This window comes from Nonomuraea sp. NPDC050540, assembly GCF_044457485.1.
GTDB lineage: Bacteria > Actinomycetota > Actinomycetes > Streptosporangiales > Streptosporangiaceae > Nonomuraea.
In genome coordinates, this window is the sequence record NZ_JBITHA010000005.1 from 604,158 (window position 1) to 622,155 (window position 17,998).

Annotated in this window: 18 protein-coding genes; 4 read left to right on the forward strand and 14 right to left on the reverse strand. The window is 71.7% G+C overall.

The window, feature by feature from the left end; translation table 11 throughout:
- Positions 1-2: 2 nt before the first annotated feature.
- From ACIBI5_RS20705 to ACIBI5_RS20715, 3 genes are read right to left on the reverse strand one after another with little or no spacing between them, the layout of a single operon-like run.
- Positions 3-1,148, reverse strand: a complete 1,146-nt coding sequence (locus ACIBI5_RS20705) for a thiolase family protein (RefSeq protein ID WP_397248973.1) — start codon at positions 1,146-1,148, stop codon at positions 3-5.
- Positions 1,145-1,771: a CoA transferase subunit B gene (locus tag ACIBI5_RS20710; RefSeq protein WP_397248975.1), complete on the reverse strand. Its 627-nt coding sequence runs from the start codon at positions 1,769-1,771 to the stop codon at positions 1,145-1,147. The genes ACIBI5_RS20705 and ACIBI5_RS20710 overlap by 4 nt, the downstream gene beginning before the upstream one ends.
- Positions 1,768-2,514 carry a CoA transferase subunit A gene (locus tag ACIBI5_RS20715; protein WP_397248977.1) on the reverse strand — a complete coding sequence of 249 codons (747 nt, stop codon included), beginning with the start codon at positions 2,512-2,514 and terminating at the stop codon, positions 1,768-1,770. Before ACIBI5_RS20715 ends, ACIBI5_RS20710 begins: the two co-directional genes overlap by 4 nt.
- 93 nt (positions 2,515-2,607) lie before the next feature.
- Here ACIBI5_RS20715 and ACIBI5_RS20720 point away from each other — a divergent pair, with 93 nt between their 5' ends.
- Positions 2,608-4,071 (forward strand): IclR family transcriptional regulator C-terminal domain-containing protein, encoded by a 1,464-nt coding sequence (locus ACIBI5_RS20720; protein ID WP_397248980.1) that lies wholly within the window; start codon positions 2,608-2,610, stop codon positions 4,069-4,071.
- On the opposite strand, the gene ACIBI5_RS20725 is transcribed toward ACIBI5_RS20720, so the two are convergent.
- Positions 4,053-4,544 (reverse strand): hypothetical protein, encoded by a 492-nt coding sequence (locus ACIBI5_RS20725; protein WP_397248982.1) that lies wholly within the window; start codon positions 4,542-4,544, stop codon positions 4,053-4,055. The two genes, ACIBI5_RS20720 and ACIBI5_RS20725, sit on opposite strands and share 19 nt — an antisense overlap.
- A gap of 120 nt (positions 4,545-4,664) precedes the next feature.
- Between ACIBI5_RS20725 and ACIBI5_RS20730 the strand changes: the two genes are divergently transcribed.
- Positions 4,665-5,732, forward strand: coding sequence for a serine hydrolase domain-containing protein (locus ACIBI5_RS20730; RefSeq protein WP_397248984.1), 1,068 nt, complete (start codon positions 4,665-4,667; stop codon positions 5,730-5,732).
- On the opposite strand, the gene ACIBI5_RS20735 is transcribed toward ACIBI5_RS20730, so the two are convergent.
- From ACIBI5_RS20735 to ACIBI5_RS20760, 6 genes are all read right to left on the reverse strand, one after another.
- A complete protein-coding gene (locus ACIBI5_RS20735; protein WP_397248986.1) occupies positions 5,729-6,580 on the reverse strand; it encodes a universal stress protein in 852 nt (283 codons plus the stop codon). The two genes, ACIBI5_RS20730 and ACIBI5_RS20735, sit on opposite strands and share 4 nt — an antisense overlap.
- A gap of 68 nt (positions 6,581-6,648) precedes the next feature.
- The gene (locus ACIBI5_RS20740; RefSeq protein WP_397248988.1) at positions 6,649-7,722 is read right to left on the reverse strand and encodes an ABC transporter ATP-binding protein; all 1,074 of its coding nucleotides are present in this window, start codon (positions 7,720-7,722) and stop codon (positions 6,649-6,651) included.
- Positions 7,719-8,522: an ABC transporter permease gene (locus tag ACIBI5_RS20745; protein ID WP_397248990.1), complete on the reverse strand. Its 804-nt coding sequence runs from the start codon at positions 8,520-8,522 to the stop codon at positions 7,719-7,721. Before ACIBI5_RS20745 ends, ACIBI5_RS20740 begins: the two co-directional genes overlap by 4 nt.
- Before the next feature lie 5 nt (positions 8,523-8,527).
- Positions 8,528-9,292, reverse strand: a complete 765-nt coding sequence (gene modA, locus ACIBI5_RS20750; protein WP_397248992.1) for a molybdate ABC transporter substrate-binding protein — start codon at positions 9,290-9,292, stop codon at positions 8,528-8,530.
- An 11-nt stretch (positions 9,293-9,303) separates the two neighbouring features.
- Positions 9,304-9,714 (reverse strand): molybdopterin-binding protein, encoded by a 411-nt coding sequence (locus ACIBI5_RS20755; protein WP_379619482.1) that lies wholly within the window; start codon positions 9,712-9,714, stop codon positions 9,304-9,306.
- Positions 9,715-9,813: 99 nt separating this feature from the next.
- The gene (locus ACIBI5_RS20760) at positions 9,814-10,764 is read right to left on the reverse strand and encodes a hypothetical protein (RefSeq protein WP_397248994.1); all 951 of its coding nucleotides are present in this window, start codon (positions 10,762-10,764) and stop codon (positions 9,814-9,816) included.
- Positions 10,765-10,995: 231 nt separating this feature from the next.
- Here ACIBI5_RS20760 and ACIBI5_RS20765 point away from each other — a divergent pair, with 231 nt between their 5' ends.
- Complete coding sequence (locus ACIBI5_RS20765; RefSeq protein ID WP_397248996.1) at positions 10,996-12,429, forward strand: polysaccharide lyase 6 family protein; 1,434 nt, start codon at positions 10,996-10,998, stop codon at positions 12,427-12,429.
- A gap of 4 nt (positions 12,430-12,433) precedes the next feature.
- On the opposite strand, the gene ACIBI5_RS20770 is transcribed toward ACIBI5_RS20765, so the two are convergent.
- The 4 genes from ACIBI5_RS20770 to ACIBI5_RS20785 are packed head-to-tail and all read right to left on the reverse strand — an operon-like array spanning position 12,434 to position 16,772.
- Positions 12,434-13,666: an alpha-L-fucosidase gene (locus ACIBI5_RS20770; protein WP_397248998.1), complete on the reverse strand. Its 1,233-nt coding sequence runs from the start codon at positions 13,664-13,666 to the stop codon at positions 12,434-12,436.
- A gap of 6 nt (positions 13,667-13,672) precedes the next feature.
- A complete protein-coding gene (locus tag ACIBI5_RS20775; RefSeq protein ID WP_184973813.1) occupies positions 13,673-14,530 on the reverse strand; it encodes a carbohydrate ABC transporter permease in 858 nt (285 codons plus the stop codon).
- On the reverse strand, positions 14,527-15,468 hold the full coding sequence (locus tag ACIBI5_RS20780) for a carbohydrate ABC transporter permease (RefSeq protein ID WP_397249000.1): 942 nt from the start codon (positions 15,466-15,468) through the stop codon (positions 14,527-14,529). The genes ACIBI5_RS20775 and ACIBI5_RS20780 overlap by 4 nt, the downstream gene beginning before the upstream one ends.
- Positions 15,465-16,772 (reverse strand): extracellular solute-binding protein, encoded by a 1,308-nt coding sequence (locus tag ACIBI5_RS20785; protein WP_397249002.1) that lies wholly within the window; start codon positions 16,770-16,772, stop codon positions 15,465-15,467. The genes ACIBI5_RS20780 and ACIBI5_RS20785 overlap by 4 nt, the downstream gene beginning before the upstream one ends.
- A gap of 182 nt (positions 16,773-16,954) precedes the next feature.
- On the opposite strand from ACIBI5_RS20785, the gene ACIBI5_RS20790 reads away from it, so the two are divergent.
- Complete coding sequence (locus ACIBI5_RS20790; protein ID WP_397249004.1) at positions 16,955-17,956, forward strand: hydroxyacid dehydrogenase; 1,002 nt, start codon at positions 16,955-16,957, stop codon at positions 17,954-17,956.
- Positions 17,957-17,998 lie beyond the last annotated feature (42 nt).

Consider the following 17,998-nt stretch of genomic DNA (forward strand, 5'->3'; position numbering starts at 1 on the left):
GGTCACCTTTCGAGCACGACGGCCAGGCCCTGGCCGACGCCGATGCAGAGGGAGGCGAGGCCCGTGCCCGACCCGGCTTCGGCGAGCTGGTGGGCCAGGGCGCCGGTCAGGCGGGCGCCGGACATGCCCAGGGGGTGGCCCAGGGCGATCGCGCCGCCGCGCGGGTTGACGATGGCGGGGTCGAGCTCGGGCAGCTCGGCCAGGCAGCCGAGGACCTGGGCGGCGAAGGCCTCGTTCAGCTCGGCCACGGCCAGCTCGCCGAAGCTCCTGCCGGCCTTGGCCAGGGCCCGGCGGCTCGCCTCGACCGGGCCGAGTCCGAAGAAGGCGGGTTCGAGGGCGCTGACGCCGGAGGCCACGATCCGGGCGAGGGGCTCGCGGCCGCCGAGCCCTTCCTCGTCGGTCAGCAGGAGCGCCGCGGCGCCGTCGTTGAGGGGGGAGGAGTTGCCCGCGGTGACCGTGCCGCCGGCGCGGAAGGCGGGTTTGAGTTTGGCCAGGGCCTCCAGCGAGGTGTCCCGCCTGATGCCCTCATCCGCCGAAAAATCGCCCACGGGCACAACTTCTTGGGAAAAATCGGCTTTTGCGGCTTTCTGGTGGCTCTCCAGGGCGAACGTGTCCTGGGTCTCGCGGGCGATGCCGTACCGGTCGGCGATCAGCTCCGCGCCCTCGCCCAGCGGCACCGTGTGCTCGGCCGGCATCCTGGGGTTGACCAGCCGCCACCCGAGCGTGGTCGACACGAGCTCCGCGCCCCCGGCAGGGAAGGCGCGCGAAGGCTTCGGCAGCACCCAGGGCGCGCGGGTCATCGACTCCACGCCGCCCGCGATGATCGCCGAGGCGTCGCCCATCGCGATGGCGCGGTAGGCCTGGATGACCGCCTCCATCCCCGAACCGCACAGCCGGTTGACGGTGGCGCCCGGCGTGCTCACCGGCAGCTGGGCCAGCAACGCCGCCATGCGGGCCACGTTGCGGTTGTCCTCACCGGCGCCGTTGGCGTTGCCGAGCAGCACCTCGTCCACGTGCTCGCGCCCGGTGCGCTCGGCCAGCGCCCTGACCACGTGCGCCGCCAGGTCGTCCGGACGGGTCTCGGCCAGCGCCCCGCCGTACCGGCCGATGGGGGTCCGCACGGCGTCGGCGATGTAGACGGCTCTCATCCGATCACTGCTCCTGTACGGCCGCGCAGTTCGTCCACGCTCACGCCGGGCGCGGTCTCGACCAGCGCGAAGCCTTCGGGGGTGACGTCCAGGACGCCGAGGTCGGTGATCACCCGGTGCACGCAGGCCCGCCCGGTGAGCGGCAGCGTGCACTCCCGCACCAGTTTGGGGCTGCCGTCCTTGGCGGTGTGCTCGGTGACGACGAGCACCCGCCGCGCGCCGTGCACCAGGTCCATGGCTCCACCCATGCCCTTGACCAGGCGTCCGGGAACCATCCAGTTGGCCAGGTCGCCGCCCGCGGACACCTGCATCGCGCCGAGCACCGCCACGTCGATGTGCCCGCCGCGGATCATGCCGAACGACAGCGCCGAGTCGAAGAAGGCCGCGCCGGGCACGACGGTGACGGTCTCCTTGCCCGCGTTGATCAGGTCGGGGTCCACCTCGTCGGCCGCGGGGTACGGGCCGACGCCGAGCACGCCGTTCTCCGAGTGCAGCGTGACCCTGATCCCGCGCGGCAGGAACGACGGGATGCGGGTGGGCAGCCCGATCCCGAGGTTGACGTAGTCGCCGTCGCGCAACTCCGCCGCCGCTCTGGCGGCCATCTCGTCGCGGCTCCAGCTCATGCCCGCACCGTGCGCCACTCGATGCCCTTGGCCGCGGCCTGCTCCGGGGTCAGCGGCAGCACGCGCTGCACGAAGACGCCCGGCAGGTGCACCTCGTCGGGGTCGAGGTCGGTCAGCTCCTCCACCTCGGCGATCGTGATCCGCCCCGCCATGGCGGCCAGCGGGTTGAAGTTGCGCGCCGCCTTGCGGAAGGACAGGTTCCCGTGCCGGTCGCCGCGCGCCGCCCGTACCAGCGCGAAGTCGGTGGTGATCGCGTGTTCCAGCACGTACGGCACGCCGTCGAACTCCCGCACCTCCTTGGGCGGCGCGGTCAGCGCCACCGAGCCGTCGGGGTGGTGGCGCAGGGGCAGGCCGGACTCCGCGACCGGTGTGCCCACCCCGGCGGGCGTGTAGAAGGCGGGGATGCCGCAGCCGCCGGCGCGCAGCCGTTCGGCGAGGCTGCCCTGCGGGGTCAGCTCCACCTCGACCTCACCCGCCAGGTACCGCCGGCCGAACTCCTTGTTCTCCCCGATGTAGGAGGCGGTGACGCGGGCGATGCGCCCGGCCGCCAGCAGGAGCCCGAGGCCGCCGCCGTCGGTGCCGCAGTTGTTGGAGACCACGCCGATGCCGGTGACGCCGCTGTCCAGCAGGGCGTCGATCAGCACGGCCGGGATGCCGCTCAGGCCGAAGCCGCCGACCGCGAAGGAGGCGCCGTCGTGCACGCCGCTCAGCGCCTCCGCGGCGGAGCCGACCACCTTGTCCATTGTCGCTCCAAGCGTTCGCAGAGTGAACTAAAGTTCACTATGAGCCGGTTTCGAGTATGGGGACCGCCCCGCCGGGCTGTCAAAGGAGGGCTCATGGAGCCGAGCGGAGCGCTGGAGCGCGGACTGACGGTGCTGCGGGTGGTGACCGCCGTGCCGGACCGCCGCTGGCGCGCCACCGACCTGGTGCAAGCCACCGGGCTGGCCCGCGCGACGGTCGACCGCGTGCTCGCCACGCTGGTCACCCTCGGCCACCTGCGGGCCGACGGCCGCGACGTGCTGCTCGCGCCCCGGCTGCTGGAGCTGGGCGCCGCCTACCTCGCCGCGAGCGGCCTGCCCGCCACGCTCGGCCCGCACGCCGAGGCCCTCGCGGAAGAGCTGGACGAGTCGGTCTCCCTCGCCGTGCCCGACGGCGGCAGCGTGCGCTTCGTCGCCCGCTACACCCGGCGGCGCACGATGACCGTCGCCCTGCGCGTCGGCGACGTGCTGGCCGCCGAACGGTGCGCCGCCGGGTTCGTGCTGCTCGGGGCCGCCGTGCCCTGGGCCGTGGACGACCAGCTCGTCGAGCCCGGCCTGGTCGCCGTCGCCATGCCCGTCCACGAACCCGGCGGCGAGGCCGTCTGCGCGGTCAGCGTCATCAGCCACACCAGCCGGCACACCGCCGACGGCCTGCGTGAACACGCCCTGCCCCACCTGCGGCGTGCCGTCGCCGCCATGGAGGCCGCGCTACGCCTCGACCCACCGCGCCGGCTCGTGCCGGGCGCCGACCTGTCGCGCGTGCCCAAGGACGAGATGGGCGCCGCCTACCTGCAGTCGCTGGCCCGCGGGCTCGGCGTGCTCGTCGCCCTCGGCGCCGCGCCCGGCGGGCTCACGCTGGCCGAGGCGGCCCAGGTCACGGGGCTGGCGCGGGCTACCGTGCGGCGGGCCGTACAGACGATGGAGCGGTTCGGCTACGTGAGCGCGCGGCGCGCCCGCTTCGTGCCCCTGCCGCGCGTCCTGGAGCTGGGGTACGCGCGCCTGTCGGCGCTCACCCTCGCCGAGGTCGTCCAGCCGCACCTGGCGGCGCTCGCCGAACGGGTGCGCGAGTCCGCCTCGGTCGCCGTGCTGTCCGGGGACGACGTCGTCTACGTCGCCCGCGTACCGACGGCCAGCATCATGAGCGTGGACATCACGCTCGGCACCCGCTTCCCCGCCCATGCCACCTCGATGGGCCGCGTGCTCCTGGCCGCCGAGCCCGTCGCCCGCCTCGCCGCGCTGGAGCTCAAACCCCTGACCTGCCGCACCGTCACCGACCCCGCGCTGCTGGCCGAGGCGGTACGGCAGGCGGGCGGCGACGGCTACGCGCTGGTCGACCAGGAGCTGGAGGACGGCGTCCGCTCGATCGCGGTGCCCCTGCACGACGGCGACGGCAACGTGGTCGCCGCCGTCAACGTCGCCACCCACGCCAGCCGCGCCACCGCCCAGACCCTCGTGGAGCGCGTCCTGCCCGAACTCACCTCGGCCGCGGCCCGCATGACCGCGGACCTCTCCCACCTGCCGAGCTACGGCTCGATCTCCTGAACATCCGTCTCCTCCTGCTGCGCCGCCCCCGGCGTGACCGCCCCCGTGGTGGTCACCGCCGCGGTCACCGTGGCGGTGACGCCGACCAGCCCCGCGGCCACGAGCACGGCCGCGACCCACCGCCGCCGCCTCGACGGCCGCGCCCGCACCGGCTCCGCCTCCGGTGTCCGCACCGGCTCCGCCACAAGCACGGGCGCCACCTCCGCTTGCGGTGTGGGCGCCACCTGGGTGGCCACCCGCTTGCGGGCGGCCACCCAGGCCGACGCCTGCTCGGCCCCGAGCCCGCACCCGCGCGCGAACGCCTCCACCACCTGCTCACGCGGCAGCGTCTCACGCTTCAGCATCCCCGCCGCCGTCGAGTACGGCAGCGCGTGCCCGGCCCGCTGCGCCCGCGCCTGGATCTCCCGGTAGCTCCGCCCCGACCACGCCTTGAGCCGGCGCAACCCGCTCATGAACTCGGCACCGGTCCGCACGTCAGAAGGATCAGTCGTGTCGCTCATAACCCGGCAGTACAGCCGACTCGCACAGACCCGCACAACCCGGAACAGCGATCCCGCCACCTCCGGGCCGGCCGGCGGGCCAGCGTCGAGGACATGACTTCCGTGTGGATCCACGCCGCCCTCGCCGGCACGCTGCTGGCGCCGGCTCCCGTCGACAAGGGGATCGTGTCCTTCCTCGACCGGACGCTGCCGGACGGTCCCGGCGGCACCGTCGCCGTCGTGCGCGACGGCCGGCTCGTGCACTGCGCCGGTTTCGGCCTGGCCGACCGCGAACGCGGCACGCCCGCCGGCTGCGAGACCGTCTACGACATCATGTCGATCACCAAGCAGTTCACCGCCGCGGCCATCATGAAGCTGCAGATGATGGGCAGGCTCCGCACCACCGACCGGATCAGCGCCCATCTCGGCCGCGTCCCCGCCGGCAAGCGCGCGATCACCCTGCGCCACCTGCTCACGCACACCTCCGGCCTGGGCGACGGCGGCGACGACTACGTCCCCGTCTCGCGCGACACCATGATCCGGCGCGCCCTGGCCGCGCCACTGCGCCAGGCCCCCGGAGCCGGGTTCCGCTACTCCAACCTCGGCTACAGCCTGCTGGCCGCCGTCGTCGAGCGCGCCTCCGGTCTCAGCTACGAGAGGTTCCTGGCCGCGTACCTGTTCGCGCCCGCGGGAATGACCCGCACCGGGTACGTGCTGCCGCGCTGGTCACCCGCCGACCTGGCCGTCGAGTACGACCGGCGCGGCAAGCGGCGGGGCCGTCCCACCGACCATCCCTGGGCCAAGGACGGCCCGCACTGGTACCTGCGCGGCAACGGCGGCATGCTCTCCACCGCCGCCGACCTGTACCGCTGGCACCGCGCCCTGGAGGGCGACACCGTCCTGTCGCGCCGGGCCAAGGCCGAGATGTTCACCCCGCGCGTGCTCACCGACCGGCGCGAACGCCACTACTACGGCTACGGCTGGGGCATCGTCCCCCGCACCCGCCTCGGCCGGGTCGCCGAGCACGACGGCGGCAACGGCTGGTCCTTCGGCGAGTACGCCCGCTTCACCGGCAGGCGCGTGATGGTCTTCTGGATCACCAACCAGGCCTACAGCACCGGCGGATGGAACCTGGAGGACCTCAACGGCACGCTCACCCTGGGCCTGGCCGAGTGCGCCTAACGCGCCGCCGGCGCGTTGCGGACCACCGCGAGCGGGCACGTGGCGTAGTGCAGCATCGCCTGGCTCACCGACCCCAGGATCAGCCCGGTGAGCGCGCTCTGCCCATGCGTCCCCACGACGAGCAGGTCGGCGCCCTCGGAGGCGTTCCTGAGCGCCTGCGCCGGATGGTCGTGCACCACCTCCCACACGACCCGCACGTCGGGATGGCGGTCGCGATAGCCCGCGACCGCCTCCTTCAGCAGCCGCAGCTCGTCCTCCTCCGCCGAGGCCGACGCCAGGACGCCGTCGAGGTCCAGCCGGTTCCAGGCGTGCACCGCCCGCAGCGCGAGACCGTGCCGGTCGGCGTGCCCGAAGGCGTACGCGAGCACGCGCCGACCGGCCTCGGAACCGTCCACTCCCACGACCACCTCCCCGCGCGGCACCGTGGCGGGCGGTTCCCTGACGATGACCACGTCACACGCCGCGTGCCCGGTCACCCCCGCCGCCACCGATCCGAGCAGCAGCCCGCGGAAGCCGCCCATCCCGTGGCTGCCCATCACGAGCAGTTCGGCGCCGGCGGACAGCTCCAGCAGCGCCGCGCGGGCGTCACCCGGTACGGCCCGCCGCTCGACGTCCAGGCCGGGCGCCTCCTGCCCGGCCTGCTCGACGGCGGCGGCCAGCACGGTCGCGGCGCCGTCCCGCATCCACTCCGCCACCCCGGCGTACCGCTCGCCGGGAACGGCGGCGTGCGCCCAGGCGGGCATCGCGTGCACGACCAGCAGGGTCCGCCCGCGCAGCGCCGCCTCCCTGGCCGCCCAGCCGACGGCCTCAAGCCCTGCCCGCGAACCATCCACGCCGACAACGATCACGACACATCACCCCGTTCCACTTTCTTCCTATCCCATCGCCCGCCGCGGGCCTGCGGCGGGTGGGCCGGTCAGGCCGGGTACGCGTGAGTCTCGGTGGCCTTGACCGAAGCCCAGATCCGCTGGCCGGGTGACAGGTCGAGTTCGGCCACCGCCGCGGGGGTGATGTCGGCGAACGCGGAGACGGGACCGCCGAGGTGGACGCGGACGTTGTCGCCGTGCCGTTCGATGCCGTCGATGCGGGCCTGCCACAGGTTGCGCGGGCTGCCGTCCGGCCGGGAGCGGTACAGGGCCACGGCGGCGGGCGGGAAGGCCACGAACACCGGCCCGTCGAAGTGCTCGCTGGCGTGCAGCAGCAGCCCGCCCACCTTGACCCCGGACTCGGCGGCCACGCCGCGGTACAGGTTGAGCCCGACCAGGCGGGCCACGTAGTCGGTCCGGGGGCGGCGGGCGACCTCGGCGGGCGCGCCCTGCTGCACGATGGCCCCGTCCTCGATCACGATCAGCCGGTCGGCCAGCACCATGGCGTCGAGCGGGTCGTGGGTGACCAGGACGGTGGCGCCGTCGAAGTCGTCGAGGTGGCGGCGCAGCTGCGAGCGGACCTCCAGCCGGGTGTGGGCGTCGAGCGCGGCCAGCGGCTCGTCCAGCAGCAGCAGCTCGGGCCGGACGGCCAGCGCCCGGGCCAGCGCGACCCGCTGCGCCTGCCCGCCGGACAACTGCCGCGGCTTGGCGGCGGCCTTGCCGCCCAGCCCGACCCGCTCCAGCAGGGCGGCGGCGGTACGGCGCGCCTCGGCCTTGGCGACCCCGCGGCAGCGTGGCCCGAACGCGACGTTCTCCAGCGCGGACAGGTGCGGGAAGAGCAGGTAGTCCTGGAAGACCATGCCGATCGGGCGGCTCTCGGCGGGCAGGGCGTCCAGGTCCCGGCCGCGCAGGATGATCCGGCCGCCGGACATGCGGGTGAGCCCGGCCAGGGCGCGCAGCGCGGTGGTCTTGCCCGCGCCGTTGGGCCCGAGCAGCGCCACCACCTCGCCGGGCGCCACGTCGAACGCGATGTCGAGCGTGAACGCGGCCCGGTCCACTCGCAGCCGGGCACGCAACCCCACCGGTTCTTCCCGCCCCTCGCCCGTCGCGTCACGCGCGCTCATGGGCTGTTCACCCATCGGTCGCGCAGGCTGGCCAGGATGATCACCGAGACCGCGAGCAGCACCAGGCTGAGCACGATCGCCGCCTCCGGCTCGGTCTCCAGCGCCAGGTAGACCGCCAGCGGCATCGTGCGGGTGGTGCCGGGGAAGTTCCCGGCGAACGTGATCGTCGCCCCGAACTCACCCAGCGCCCGCGCCCAGCACAACACCGCCCCCGCCACCACCCCCGGCATGATCATCGGCAGCGTGACCCGCCGGAACACGATCCACCGGGAGGCGCCGAGCGTGGCCGCCGCCTCCTCGAAGCGCTGGTCGGCGCCGCGCAGCGCGCCCTCCACACTGATCACCAGGAACGGCATCGCCACGAACGCCTCCGCGATGACCACCCCCGCCGTGGTGAACGGCAGCGTGATCCCGAACGCCGACTCCAGCCACTGCCCGACGAGCCCCCGCCGCCCCAGCACGAGCAGCAGCGCGACGCCGCCGACCACCGGCGGCAGCACCAGCGGCACGGTCACCAGCGCCCGCGCCAGCCGCCGCCCGGGAAAGCTCACCCGGGCCAGCAGCCAGGCCAGCGGCACGCCGAGCACCAGGCAGATGAGCGTGGCCAGGGAAGCGCACACCACCGACAGCCGCAACGCCTCCAGCACGTGCGGTTCGGCCAGCCGCCGGCCCAGCGTGGACCAGGGCGCGCGGATCAGCAGCCCGGCCAGCGGCAGCACCAGGAACACCAGGCCGGCGACGGCGGGCACCACCAGCATCCATGGCAGCCGCCCGGCCCGCTCGCGCGTGGAAGAGCTCATCGGGATCAGGGAGCCTCGAAGCCGGCCTTGGTCAGCACGTCCTTGCCCTGCTGTGACAGCACCAGGTCGGTGAACCGCTTGGCCAGGTCACCGGCGGGCGCCTTGGTCAGGGTGGCGATCGGGTAGTCGTTGATCGCCTTGTCGGCCTCGGGGAAGCCGATGCCGGTCACCTTGCCCGCCGAGGCGATCACGTCGGTCGTGTAGACCAGTGCGGCGTCCACCTCGCCGAGTTCGACCTTGGTCAGGGTGGCCTTGACGTCCTGCTCCAGCGTGACCGGCGTGACCTTGAGACCGGCCGCGCCCAGCGCCTTGACCGCGGCGGCCCCGCACGGCACCTGCTCGGCGCACAGCGCGACCTTGACCTTGGGGTCGGCCAGGTCCTTCAGTTCGTCCACCTTGGCCGGGTTGCCGGCCGGGACCGCGATCTGCAGCTTGTTGCGGACGAACGTGGCGGGCGCGGCGGCCAGGGAGGCGTCGGTGACGGTCTTCATCGTGGCCGGGCTCGCGGCGGCGAACACGTCGGCCGGAGCGCCCTGGACGATCTGCTGGGCCAGCGTGGCGCTGGAGCCGAAGTTGAACTTCACCGTGGTGCCCGGATGCGCGGCCTCGAAGGTCTTGCCGAGCTCGGTGAACGTTCCGGTCAGCGAGGCCGCCGCGAACACCGTCAGCTCCTTGGCCCCGCCCGTGGGGGGGACCGAGGCGCCCGTTCCGGAACCGCACCCGGACAGCACGGCCAGCGCGATGACCCAGGGGGAAAGACGCCTGAACATCGAGGGGCTCCTCACGCCGCGCCGGCCACGCGCTCGTGACCGGGGATCTCGACGACGACGTTGGTGGACTTGATCACGGCGACCGCCACCACCCCCACCTCCAGGCCGAGCTCGTCGGCGGCCTGCCGGCTCATCAGCGACACCACACGGAACGGCCCCGCGGCGATCTCCACCTGGGCCATCACCGCGTCGCGGATCACCTCGGTCACGATGCCCCGGAAGCGGTTGCGCGCCGAGGAACGCCCACCCTCGACCTCCTCGACCTGGGCGCGGGCGAACGCGGCCAGCTCGGCGCCGTCGACCTGCCGGTGGCCGTGCTCGTCGCGCTCGGCGCCGAGGCGGCCCGCGTCCACCCAGCGGCGGATCGTGTCCGCGCTGACCCCGAGCAGCGCGGCGGCTTCACTGATACGAAACGTCGTCACGAACGCCTACGTTACCCCTTCGCAGATTCAAGCCCGTACACCGATGGCCCCCCGCATCAGCGGACAGGGCCGCCGTTTCGTCCTGGCATGCGCGGGAGGTCAGTTCGCCGGGGAGAGCAGGTCGTCGTGCAGCTTGCCGAGCACCTCGTCGAGGGCGGCGGCCACGAAGGAGGCGGCGACCTGCCGGTTGAGGTCGGCGCTCTGGCCGACGAGCTTCTCCGCCACCTGCCCCGACATCTTGGCCGCGATCTTCTGGGGGAAGGTGTTCCATTCGTACACCAGGAAGGCGACGATCAGCGGGATGACGATGAAGCCGACGAGCGCGCCGGCGCCCGCGCCGAACAGCTTGACCAGCAGCATCTTCAGGACCAGCGCGACCCCGATCTTCTTGAGCAGGATGATCAGCACCTTCTGGAACGCCGCGCTGGCCAGCACCGCGCCCACGGCCTTGGCCACCGCGACCTTCACCATGGGCAGCGCGAGCGCCTTGGCCAGCAGGGCGGCGACGGTGGCGCCGAGCGTGGTGTGCATGGCGTGCGTGGCGCTCGCGAGGGCCATGTCGGCCGCCTGCTCGCCGACGGTGGTGTGCGTCGAGAGCGTGATGGAGTCCTTCACCTCCCGTTGCACGTGCGCGGCGAGGTCGCGGAACTCCTCCTCCAGGATGCGGTGGACGGCGGCGTTCTCCACGAGCTGGCGGCCGAGGACCTCCGCCAGATCCGACATCGTCTCCTCTGACTGGTAGAACTCCGTGGTGGCCGCGACGACGGCGGCTTCGACGACGTCCTCGATCCGGCAGGAGATCGTCGCGCCGCCGGTGCCCTTGACGTAGTGGAAGAGCGACTTGGCGTAGTCGGGGGTGGGGGAGGGGCTCACCGTCCGGGTGTGGCCGCCTTCGGTGACGGTCAGCGTGAGCAGCTCCGAGGTCGTGCGCGCGTTGATCGCGGCGGACACGCGGGTCTCGATGGCCGACCGTAGCTGAGGGGCGCGCTCGCCGAGCGCGTCGACGAGCGCGTTGAGGTCGATCTCCTGCCGCAGAAGGTCCGCGGTCATGCCAGATGGGCTCATGGCACTCACTGTCGGTTCGGGACGTGGCCGCGGGCCATGACGGGATGGCTGACAGCGCGTCAGCGCGTGCAAACGTCGCGCAAGTCATCGTGCGTCTGGCTCTTGGAAAACGCTTGCCCGGAGGTTACGGTTCTCTCAATGCTCCGATGAATACGAGCATTGAGCGGTCCATTCGCTCTTCTGAAGGGATTCATCCCTTGATTGGTAGGAGGTTTCGTGATCACTGCTCCGCGCCTGCTCGCCGCGGCCGTCCTCGCCTTAGGCCTGGCCCAGAGCCCGGCCGTGGCGGCGTCCGCGTCCGAGGTGCTCGTGGCGAATCCGGCCGAGCTCACCAAGGCCCTGGCGGACGCGGGCCCCGGCGACACGATCGTCATGGCCGACGGCACATGGGAGAACGCCTTCCTCGACCTCAGCGCCGCCGCCGCGCCCGGCAGGCCGGTGACGCTGCGGGCGCAGACGCCCGGCAAGGTCGTGCTCACCGGCCGGTCGGGGATCTCGCTGAACAGCCCCGACCTCGTGGTCAGCGGCCTGACCTTCACCGGCGGCACCGTGCCCGACGGCAAGGGGTCGGTCATCACGTTCAACAGCGACCGGGGCCGGGTCACCGACACGGCCGTGGTGAACTTCAACCCGGCCGAACCGCAGACCCCCTACTACTGGGTCTACTTCCGCGGCGGCGCCAACCGGCTCGACCACGTCCTGCTGGAGGGCAAGAACCACCAGGAGCCCGTGGTGGGCAACGACCGGGGGCCGCGGGCCACGTACAACAAGGTCGATCACAGCCGCTTCGCCAACGTCCCCAACATCGGGCGCAACGGCATGGAGGCGCTGCGCATCTGGGGTTACGGGCAGTGGGGCGATCTCGGGACGACGGAGGGGGCGTACTTCACCATCGAGAACAACCTCTTCGAGCACGTCGACGGCGACGACGAGATCATCTCGCTGAAGTCCAACCACAACACCGTGCGCCACAACACGATCAAGCAGTCGAGCGGCGGCCTCGTCCTGCGCTACGGCAACTACAACACGGTCGAGAACAACGTCATCCTGGGCGACCGGTACCCGGCCAGCGAGGGCATCCGGGTCAGCGGCGACCACCACACCGTGCGCGGCAACTACGTGGCCGGAGTCTCCGGCTACGGGCTCAAGGTCACCAGCGGCGAGCACATGTTCGACGAGAACAACCAGCTCGACTATCTGACGCCCGGCTTCGTGCCGCAGAAGAACCCGCTCGCTCCCTACGGCTACCTCTTCCACTACGGCCAGGTGACCGACAGCCGGTTCACCGGCAACATGTTCGTCGACAACGCCAAGAGCGACATGCACCTCGGCTGGTTCTACAAGAACCACTGGCCCGGCTACCAGATGGTCCTCCTGCCCACACGCAACACCTTCACCGGCAACCTCGCCTATCGCCCGGCGGGCGGCGTCTCGGTGCAGACCAGCAAGCAGGACACCGCGCCGCCGTTGCAGAAGTTCACCTTCGAGCCCAACACCTTCCACGGCAACCTCGTCGTCGGCGGCACGCTCGACGTGAACGCGCCCAACACCGCCGACGGCATCACGGTCGTGCCCCTCGCGGGGAAGGCCGCCCCGCGAGCCCCGCGGAGCGCGAGCACGGCGGATACCGGGCCGGCCTGGCGCGAGTGAGCGGTCAGGCAAGGAAGAGTTCGATCACCGGGACGGCGACCGGGGGACGCTGAACGGGCAGCTGAAGGGTCAAGGTGCCCTCCGGCTGCCCGCCCATCTTGGTGTTCTGCGCGACCTCGCCGGGCTTGGTGACGACCATCCTGATCTCCGAGGCGTCGTCGAGCAGTTGTGCGTAGCGGACCTTGCCCGCCAGCCCCGGCAGGTGCACATGGCGCAGCGGCCAGCTGAACAGGTGCAGGTAGAGGCGGTCGCCGTTCTGGGTGTAGCGGCAGTCGGCGGGCGGCGTGAACGAGGCGGGCCCGCAGCCGCGGATCGAGCGCTCGTTCCGGTCCATCCAGCCGCCGATCTCGGCCAGGACGGCCAGCGCCCTGGGGTCGATCTCGCCCCGGCCCGTCGGGCCCACGTTGAGCAGCAGGTTGCCGCCCTTGGCGACGCCGTCGACCAGCATGCGGATGAGCAGGTCCGGGCTCTTGTAGTCGAGGTTGTCGCGGTCGTAGCCCCAGCTGCCGTTGAGCGTCTGGCAGGCCTCCCACACCTCGGCCACCGGGCCGGAGGGCTGGTACTGCTCGGGCGTGACGAAGTCGCCCGGCAGGCCGGTGCGGTCGTTGACCAGGATGCCGGGCTGCAGCTCGCGGACCATCTCCAGCAGTTCGGCCGAGCCCCAGTCCTCGGCGCCCTTGCCGCCCCACCACTCCTTCCTGCCGGCGTAGGAGAAGTCGAAGAACAGGTAGTCGATCGTCCCGTAGCGGGTGAGCAGCTCGCGGACCTGCCCGTGCAGGTAGCGCCGGTACTCGGCGATGTCGCCACCGCCCTCACCGTCCACCTCGTCACGGCGGGGGTGGGTGCCGTCGACGGGGAAGGACGGGTGGTGCCAGTCGATCAGCGAGTGGTAGAAGCCGACCTTCAGCCCCTCGGCCCTGCAGGCCTCGGCGAAGGGCCCCACCAGGTCCTTCCCGTACGGCGTGCGGGTCGCCTTGTAGTCGGTCAGATCGCTGTCCCACAGGCAGAACCCGTCGTGGTGCTTGGTCGTCAGCACCACGTAACGCATCCCGGCGGTCTTGGCCGCGCGCGCCCAGCCGGCCGGGTCGTAGCGGTCGGGGGAGAAGTGGTCGAAGTAGACCTGGTACTGCTCGTCGGTCATCTTCTCCCGGGTCTTGACCCACTCGTGCCGGGCCGGCAGGGCGTACAGGCCCCAGTGGATGAACATCCCGAATCTGTCATGGGTGAACCACGTCATGAAAAATCATCCCTTGAGGGCGCCGGAAGACAGGCCGTGGACGAACGAACGCTGGAAGAACAGGAACACGATCACCGAGGGCAGCAGGGCCAGCAGCGAGGCCGCCATGACCACGCCCGGCGTCACGATCGGGTCGATGCGCAGCGTCCGCAGCGCCAGCGGCAGCGTGTAGGACGAGGAGTCCTGCGCCACCAGCAGCGGCAGCAGGTACTGGTCCCAGATCATGGTGAACCCGAACACGCCGATGACCCCGAGCGCGGGCTTGCACATCGGCAGGATGATCTGCGCGAAGATCCGCAGCTCGCCCGCCCCGTCGATCCGCGCCGCCTCCTCCAGCTCGCGCGGCACGTCCTTCATGAACTCGGTCATCACCAGGATGGAGAACGCCCAGGCGCCGAGCGGCACGATCATGCCGGCCAGCGTCCCGATGAGGTTCACGTGGATCACCGGCACGTCGGCCAGGATGATCGACAGCGGGATGGCCAGGATCTCCTCGGGCAGCATGAGCGTCGCGAGAATGGCCACGAACACCAGCGACATGAACCGGAACCGCTTGCGCGCCAGCGCGTACGAGGCCAGCACCGAGACCGTGACCTGGAGCAGCAGCCCGAAGCCCACGACGAGGAAGGAGTTGAGCAGATATTTCAGCACGCCCTGGTCGACGGCGACCGTGAAGTTGTCCAGCGTCGGGCTGGTCGGCACCAGGCTCAGCTGGGTCGGGTCGGAGACGTGGTTGAAGGCGCTGACCAGCAGGGCCAGCAGCGGCCCCGCGAACACGACCAGCACCAGCGAGTAGATCACCAGCTTCGTCGCGCGGCCCGCGGGGGTCGCGTTCTCCTTGAGACCGAGAGCCGTCTCGCTCATCGGTTCTCCTTCCTTCTGAGCAGGTAGACGAAGACCGTCAGCACGAGTGTCGCGACGAACAGCAGGACCGCCCCCGCCGCGCCGACGCCCAGCCGGTTCTGCTCCAGGCCGAGCTTGTAGATCAGGGTCATGACCACCTCGGTGGAGCCGTTCGGCCCGCCGTTCGTCAGCAGGAACACCTCGGTGAAGACCCGCAGCCCGCGGATGGCGGCCAGCACGAACAGGATCGTGAAGACCGAGCGCAGGCCGGGCAGCGTGACGTGCAGGATCCGGCGCCACCTGGAGGCGCCGTCGACGGTGGCGGCCTCGTAGAGGTCCCGGTTGACGCCGGCCAGCCCCGCCATGAAGATCATCATGTCGTACGGCGCGCCCCGCCAGATCCCGGTCATGATCACCGAGGCCATCGAGGCGTCCGGGTCGTTGATGAACCCGGAAGGCCCGAGCCCGACCAGCCCGATGATCGAGTTGATCATGCCGTCGGCCGTCGGGTGGTACATGATCCGCCAGAGCTCGGCGACCACCGCCATCGGCACCACGACCGGCAGGAACGCGGCGGACCTGATGAAGCCGAGCTTGCGGCTCTGCCCCTCCATCAGCAGCGCCAGCGCGAACCCGAGCGCCATCGAGCCGGCCGTCTGCCCCACGGCCAGCACGATCGTGTGCCAGGCCGCGCTGTGGAAGCCCTCGGAGGCGAGCATCGTGGCGTAGTTACTGGTCCCGACCCACCTGTTGCCGAGGAACGGCTGGACGTCCTGGAAGGACATGACCAGCGCGTTGCCCATCGGGATGAACTTGAAGAGCGCGAACAGGATGATCGCCGGGGCCAGGAACAGCCACGGGATCCACCAGCGGCCGTCCCGCCCCCCGTTCTTGGAACGGGGAGCGGGGGCGCCGGTCGTCGCTCGCGCGGCGACGGGACTCAGTTGCTCGACGCTCATGAGGCGGCGATGCCCTGTTCGGTGAGGATGGCGGCGAGCTTGGTGTCGAGCTTGCCGAGTTCGGCCTTGAGGTCGAGGGAGCAGTCCGCCACGAGCGCGTTGACGGTCTCGGCCGACGCCTGGCGCACCGGGGTCCAGTTCGGCAGCGACGGCGCGTACCTGCCGGAGGTCTGGTAGGCCTCGGCGAAGGTCTTCCAGCGCGGGTCGGGCCGCACCTGGGCGATGTCGACGGTGGTGTTGACGGGCAACTGCACGATGTACGCCGCTTCGCCCTCCATGCCGATCTTCTGGCCTTCGGCCGAGATGGCGAAGGCGGCGAAGGCGTCCTGCGCCGCCTGGTTGGGCGAGCCGGCCATCAGGTAGACCGCGCCGCCCTCGGCCAGCACCTCGGCGCTCTTGGCGCCCTTGGGCATCGCCATGACCTCGTACTTGTCCTTGCCCAGTGCCTTGTCGAAACGGGGCAGCAGGTAGGGGCCGACCACGTAGAGACCGGCCTTGCCCGCCTCGAACGTCTCGTTCGTCGGCGGCGTGTCCATGGTGACCGCGCCCGGCTGGATCACCTTGTCCTTGCAGCCCAGGTCGCGGAACCACTGCATCGCGGCGACGGATTCGGCGGTGGACATGGCCGGCTTGTACTTGCCGCCGCCCGCGTCGGCCACGAAGTCGCCGCCCGCGGCCCAGAGGAAGTTCGAGAAGTACCAGGACGCGTACCCGCGCTTGGTCGACAGCGGCGCGGCCAGCCCGTAGGTGTCGGCCTCGCCGTTGCCGTCGGGGTCCTTCTCGGTGAACGCCTTGGCCATCGCCGCCAGGTCCGCCCAGCTCTGCGGCGGCTTCAGGCCCAGCTTCTCGCGCCAGTCCTTGCGGATGAGCAGCGCGGTGGCCTGCGCCGAGTACGGCAGGCCGTACTGCTTGCCGTCCACGGCCTTGCCCGCGGCCAGGGCCCGCTCGCTGACGTCCTTGGCGCTGGCGACCTTGGACAGGTCGATCTCGCGCAGCAGGCCCTGGCTCTGCATCGTTCCCAGTTGGGCGACGTCGTTCATGACGATGTCCGGCAGGTCCTTCTGGGCGGCACGCTGCTGCATCTTCGTCTCGAAGTCGTCGAAGATGGCCGTCACCTTGACCTTGTGGCCCGTGGCCTTCTCGAACGCCGCGGCCAGCTTGATCGTGCCCTGCTCGCCCGGTCCGCCGGGCGTCGTCCTGGTCCAGAGCTCCAGGGGCGCCGAGGCGTCCTGCTCGACGTTGCCTCCCGCCGGACCGGAGCCGCACCCGGTCAGCACCAGCGCGGCGGCGAGGAGACAACCCACCCTGTATTTGGCATGTGTCCGCATATGTGAACGGCTCCCAGTCTCTTGGATAACGCTTTCCGAGAAGCTAGCGTTGCCCCATTGGCACGGTCAATGGTCCGATGACTCCCGGCCGAAATCGATGCGTAAACAAGCCGCGTGCTGCCACTGACCCGATGACTCTTGATGACTCTGGAGTGTTCATGTCCGAGCTTGATCCCCGGCCCACCGCCCTGCTCGTCATGGAGGAACGGCGGCGCGGCGACGTCTACCCGCCCGAGGTCCTGCGCGACCTGGACGAACTGGTCAGATGGGGCGCGCCACCGCGTACCCGGGAGCAGCTGGCCCAGGACCCGGACGTGCTGGCGGACGTGGAGATCCTGCTGACCGGATGGGGCCCGCCCCGGCTCGACGCGGCGCTGCTGAGCCGGGCGCCCAAGCTGCGCGCGGTGCTGGTCGCCGCCGGCTCGGTACGGCCGCTGACCACGCCGGAGTTCTGGGCCCGCGAGATCCCGATCGTCTCCGCCGCCTCCGCCAACGCGATCCCGGTGGCGGAGTTCGCGCTGGCCCAGATCCTGCTGGCGCTGAAGCAGGCCCACCGGATCGCCCGCGAGATCCGGGCCACCCGCCGCTACCCGCACGACCCGCCCGTCGCCGGCGGGTACCGCTCCCGCGTCGGCCTGTTCGGCCTCGGCGCGATCGGCCGCCTCGTCGCCGCCCACCTGCGGCACTTCGACGTGGACGTGCTGGCCTGCGACCCCGTGGCCGACCCCGCCGGGCTGGACGTGCGCCTGGTGGAACTGCCCGAGCTCTTCGCCACCTGCCCGGTCGTCAGCCTGCACGCGCCGCTGCTGCCCGAGACGGAAGGCGTGGTCGACGGCGAGCTTCTCGACCTCCTGGAGCCCGGCGGCACCCTGATCAACACCGCCCGCGGCGCGCTGGTGGACGAGCACTCCCTCGTGGACGTCCTGCGCCGCAGGACCGACCTCACAGCGGTACTCGACGTCACCTGGCCGGAACCGCCGCCGCCGGACTCGCCGCTGTTCACCCTGCCCAACGTCGTCCTGACCGCGCACGTGGCGGGGGCTCTGGGCGGTGAGCGGGCGCGCATGGGGGAACTGGTCGTGGACGAGCTGCGCCGCCTGGCCGGCGGGGAGGCGTTGCGGCATGCCGTACCGGCTGACCGGGCGCACATCATGGCGTGACGGCGGTGCGGGCCGCCGGCGTCTTCACGACGCCGGCGGCCG